The sequence below is a fragment of the Saccharomonospora iraqiensis subsp. iraqiensis genome, assembly GCF_000430445.1.
Lineage (GTDB): Bacteria > Actinomycetota > Actinomycetes > Mycobacteriales > Pseudonocardiaceae > Saccharomonospora > Saccharomonospora iraqiensis.
Map to the genome: position 1 here is coordinate 5,715 of NZ_KE387041.1, position 4,575 is coordinate 10,289.

The following is a 4,575-nucleotide window of genomic DNA, read 5'->3' on the forward strand; positions in this document are numbered from 1 at the left end:
GCAGCAACCCCGCCAGCTCGCCGGAGGTCGCCCTGCGGCCGGTCCCGGGCACCCGGTGCCACACGGTGAGCACGTGCTCGCCCACCACGAGGGGCTGGCGCACCCCGTCGAGCAGGCGGACGGCCGGGACGCCGTGCCGGGCGAAGTGCTCGGCCACCGCGACGACCTTGTACGCCCGGTGCCGCAGCGCCCGGGAGCCCACGATGCGCACCACGACGGGATCGGCGGCGAGCGAGTACACCGCGTTGTTGGTGAACCGCACCAGCGACGCGCCGCGGGGGTCGAGGCCGAGCCGGGCACACGCGGTGTCCAGGACGTCGTCCAGCTGCTCTCGGGTGAACCGGCCGTCCACCCGCGCGCCCTCGCCCGTACCGGCCCCGCCTTCTACGCGAAGAACTGATTCATCCGCTCGGCCAGGTCGCGCGCGTCGCTGTTGTTGCTGCGCCGCTGGGCCTCGTGCTTGAGCGGTTCCATGCGCTTCTCCACCCGCGCGGACTTGAGCCCCTCGGCACAGTCCAGCGCCTTTCCGCCCACCTTGGCGCCGTGGTCGATATCCCCCTCCAGCAGGTGGTTGGTCGCCAGCATGCTGAGACTGAACGTCTTGCTGCGCGCCATGTCCTCGCCGTAGGAGTCGGTGGCCTTGCGCAGCGCCGGGATGGCGTAGCGGGAGTGGCTCGGGTCGACGTGCTGGGCCAGGGCCGTGTGCACCGTCCCGACCATGGCGTGCACGTCGGTCTCGTCGAAGAAGCGCACCCACGACTCCGCGTTGGCGAGATCGGCACGGGCGAACTCGTCCCGCGTCCTGCCCAACAGTTTCACCGCCTGCTCCTCGTTGCCCATCATGGCGTAGGCCCACGCCTCGTTGGCGCAGAGCACGGCCACCGCCAGCTCCGAGCCGGAGTCCTGGGCGGCGAGCTGGCCGAGCTGGAACAGTTTCAGCGCGTCGTCGGGCGCCTCCTGGTGCAGGTATACCCGACCCATCCGGTAGAGGATGTTCGCCACCAGCGGGTTGTTCTCGCCGTGTTTGGCCAGGTCCAGCGCCTGCGCGAAGTGGTTGCGCGCCGAGTCGACGAGGTCGATGTCGAACGACGTCCATCCCGCGAGGCTGTGCAGGTCGGCCAGCGCGACGAACAGCCGGGACTTCACCTGCTCGGTGCCGCCGGCCTGGAGCATCTGCTGGCCCCAGGACAACTGGGCCACCACCGCGTCCCGGCAGAACCCACCGCCGTACTGGTAGTCGAGCGCCCGCAGTGCCCTGGTGGCCGCCTCGACCTGTCGGACGTCGGTGACGCCGATCCGCCCCGGCGCGGGTGTCCTCGCGGGGTTCGTCGCCCAGGCGGACGAGGTGGGCCCGAAGACCGCGGCCCCCATGGTGACCTGGGCTGCGTGCGCGAGGAACTTCCGTCGCTTCACGGACTCGTCCTCCTCAGCTTGCTGCTCGCCGGTGGTCCCGACGACCTCGTTCCGCGTGGCCTCGTCGTAGGCGAGGCCCATGTACCCCGGCCGGATCCCCAGGCCATGGCAGATGCGCGAGAGCACGTCGTAGGCCATGACCTGCCGACCCTTGAGGATCTCCGACACCTCGGACTGGGACTGGCCGGTCATCGCGGCGATCTGCCGCTGCGAGATGCCGTGTCTGCGCAACTGCCGGTAGACCTCGCTGATGTCGCGAGCGGCGAGCGCGTCCCGCATCTCGCGGCCTTCCCAGACCTCGGGATCGATGCGACCGTGCGTGTCGTCCCTGTCGGTGCCGGTGTCCATTCCGCCCCTCCACAGTCGGCCTCGGGCGTCGGTGTGCAGCGTAAGCAACGTCCATTCAACCGCGCGAAAGCACGTTCGGGGAGCCTGATCGGCCGGACCGAACCTCCGGCGACCGCTCGGCGTGCCCGGCTTGCCGGTCGGCGCTACGGGATGCACTCGGGGTTCTCTCGGCGTTCGATTCGCCGCAATGTTGGGTAAGCGCAGGGTGCGTGGCCGGACGGACACCGTACGCAACCACGCCCCGCCCCCGGCGATCCGGGGAACGACCGAGACGGAACCGAGAGGACGTGAGGGACGTGCACTCGATCACAGCCGACCGTGCCGCGGCCGGCGCGTCCCGCGTCGACCCGCCCGGTGCCGGGGATTCGTCCGCCGACGAGGCACACCCCGACGCGAGCGACAGACCGGTGTGGCGCGTGCGGTGCGGTGACCTCATCAGCAGGCACCGGTGCGTCACGGTGTTCGTCGACGCGGGTGAAGTCGTCCTCGTGGGCCCTCCCGGCGAGACGGCACGTCTGACGCACAGCCAGCTCGGCCGACTCCGGGCCGCGCTCGACGAAGCCGCCGACCTGGCGGAAAGGTGAGGGTGAGTTCCGGTGGACCAGATACTCGGACAGGTGCTCCGCGACGCGGTGTGGGAACGCCTCGACATGCTCGCGGACCTCGCCGACCGCGCCGACGCACCGTCGCTGGTGTCGGTGGCGCGCTCGGAGCTGCCCCGGCTGACCGAGGGGTGGCGCGCGATGCTGCGGGCCCACGAACCCGACGAACGCGGCGACTGCCCCACCTGCTCGACCAGGTGGCACCGGTGCAAGGCGCCCTGCTCCGTCTGGCAGGTCGCCCACGACCACCTCGTCGCGGGCGGGCTGGCCCCGTCCCGGCACCCCACCCCGTCCCCCGGGACCCCGCTTCCGTCGGCTGCTCCCGCTTCCCCGGTCCCCCCGTCCCCTCCGGAGCAGCCGACGGGCAGGCACGCCCTGCTGTCGTCCACACCCCGGAACGAACCCCGACACGCCCTGGCCGGAGGGCGGCGCCGATGACCAGGTCGACGGACCCGGTGATCCGGTCGGCGCATCCGGCACGCCCGTCCGACGGTGTTCTCCCGCCGGACGGCCCCCGATCGCCGGCGGCCGGCTCGTGCGTACCCCCGAGCGTGACGAGTCCGGCCGCCGGCTCCCTCGCGAAACCTTTCGCGATTAATCGCAAAAATCCCGCGGACCCACTGGCACCAGCCCTACCGGCCGGTTAGGTTGAGCGGACAGCGGTCGGTTCCGCGATCGTTCACACGACGGAACCACCGCCACAACTACACAACGCGCTCGGGTGGCCGGGCCACCCACCGGGTGATCCCCGCCCGGTGCCGCCTGTGCCCGCCCGCGCACCCCGCCCCTGGTGGGCCCCGACTCCGCGGGCCGGTGCCGTTGCACTCCCCCTCCCCCCGACCGGCACCGGCCCGCGGTTCCATCCCCGCTCCCGAACCGCGCGGTTCCCGTACTCGCGTTCACTCGTCGGTGACGCGGAATCCGGACACGATAAGGTCGCTGACCTGCACAGCAAGGAGCACGACGTGTCCGAGAACCAGACGGTGAGCCCTGGCCCGACCCCGCCGGAACCGGACGGGGAGACCGGCGACGGGACGGCCCGCACCGGATCGACCCCGCTGCGCCGGCAACCGGTCCAGCAACGCAGCGCCCAGCGTGTGGAGCGCATGCTGAACGCGACCGCCGAACTGCTCGACGAGGTCGGGTACGAGGCGCTGACCACCACACTCATCGCCCGGCGTGCCGGTGTCGCCGTGGGATCGCTCTACCAGTTCTTCCCCGACAAGCGCGCCGTCGTCCAGGCGTTGACCCAGCGCAACCTCGAACGGTTCATCACGGCGGTCAACGACCGGCTCGACACGCTCGGCCCGGGTCACTGGTGGGACGTCGTGGACTCACTGCTGGACATCTACCTGCGGATGCACCGTGAGGTACCGGGCTTCTCCCAGGTGCACTTCGGCGACGTGGTCGACCTGCGCCTGCTCGACGACCGGCGTACGAACAACACGGTGGTGACCGACGCGCTCGCGGCCCTGCTCACCCGGCACGTCCCGCTGTCGGCCGAGCAGGTGACGCTGCCGATCTCAATCGCGGTCGAGGCGGCCGACGGGCTGCTGAACCTCGCCTTCCGCCGCGACCCGGCCGGCGATCCGGACGTGATCGCCGAGACCAAGGAGCTGATCCGGAGCTATCTGGCGGGCAAGTTCGGGGAGTGACGCCTCACCCGAAGGCGTGGCCCTCACCCGAAGGCGCGGCCCTCACCCCGGTAGGTGGGCACGGTGCGGACCAGCCGCCCGTGTTCGAGCAGGTGGTAGTCGTTGACGTGCTCGGCGAGCTCCCCCGCCTTCGCGTGCCGGAACCACACCCGGTCGCCCGGACGCAGCCACCGGGCGGCCTCCCCGGTGACCGGGGTCTGCACCTCCCCGGCGCCCTCCACCCCGAGCAACCGCAGCCCCGAGGGCAGGTACGGGGTCGGCAACCGGGACGTCCCCGCCTGACCCGAGGCGATGTACCCGCCGCCGCCCAGCGTCACCACGTCGGCGCGGGGCCTGCGCACCACGGGCAGCGCGAACAGCACGGCGGGGCGTGGGGTGAACCGCGTGTACCGGGAGAACAGCGCGGACCCGATCAGCCCGGAGCCCGCGGTGACCTCGGTGACCGCCTTCTCGGCGCGGGTGGACTCGACGCTGCCGGTGCCACCGCCGTTGACGAACTCGAGGTCGGCCACCCGCCGCACCGCGGCGACCACGGCGGCACGCCGCCGCGCCAGCTC

The 4,575-nt window shown here is 71.9% G+C and carries 5 protein-coding genes and 1 pseudogene; 3 read left to right on the forward strand and 3 right to left on the reverse strand.

Annotated elements, in window-relative coordinates; all coding sequences use genetic code 11:
• Positions 1-352: pseudogene (locus ACTIR_RS21325) on the reverse strand (aminoglycoside phosphotransferase); the annotation flags it as partial.
• Between the two features lie 32 nt (positions 353-384).
• Positions 385-1,761 (reverse strand): helix-turn-helix transcriptional regulator, encoded by a 1,377-nt coding sequence (locus ACTIR_RS0102870; protein ID WP_026453156.1) that lies wholly within the window; start codon positions 1,759-1,761, stop codon positions 385-387.
• A 296-nt stretch (positions 1,762-2,057) separates the two neighbouring features.
• Here ACTIR_RS0102870 and ACTIR_RS27070 point away from each other — a divergent pair, with 296 nt between their 5' ends.
• The 3 genes from ACTIR_RS27070 to ACTIR_RS0102885 all read left to right on the forward strand — a co-directional run bounded on the left by ACTIR_RS27070 (position 2,058) and on the right by ACTIR_RS0102885 (position 4,018).
• On the forward strand, positions 2,058-2,345 hold the full coding sequence (locus tag ACTIR_RS27070; RefSeq protein WP_026453157.1) for a hypothetical protein: 288 nt from the start codon (positions 2,058-2,060) through the stop codon (positions 2,343-2,345).
• Positions 2,346-2,357: 12 nt separating this feature from the next.
• A complete protein-coding gene (locus ACTIR_RS0102880; RefSeq protein WP_007025678.1) occupies positions 2,358-2,801 on the forward strand; it encodes a hypothetical protein in 444 nt (147 codons plus the stop codon).
• A 527-nt stretch (positions 2,802-3,328) separates the two neighbouring features.
• A complete protein-coding gene (locus ACTIR_RS0102885) occupies positions 3,329-4,018 on the forward strand; it encodes a TetR/AcrR family transcriptional regulator (RefSeq protein ID WP_026453158.1) in 690 nt (229 codons plus the stop codon).
• A gap of 23 nt (positions 4,019-4,041) precedes the next feature.
• Here the strand turns inward: ACTIR_RS0102885 and ACTIR_RS21330 are convergent.
• The coding region (locus ACTIR_RS21330) for an alanine racemase (protein ID WP_034238043.1) at positions 4,042-4,575 on the reverse strand (534 nt) is incomplete at its 5' end.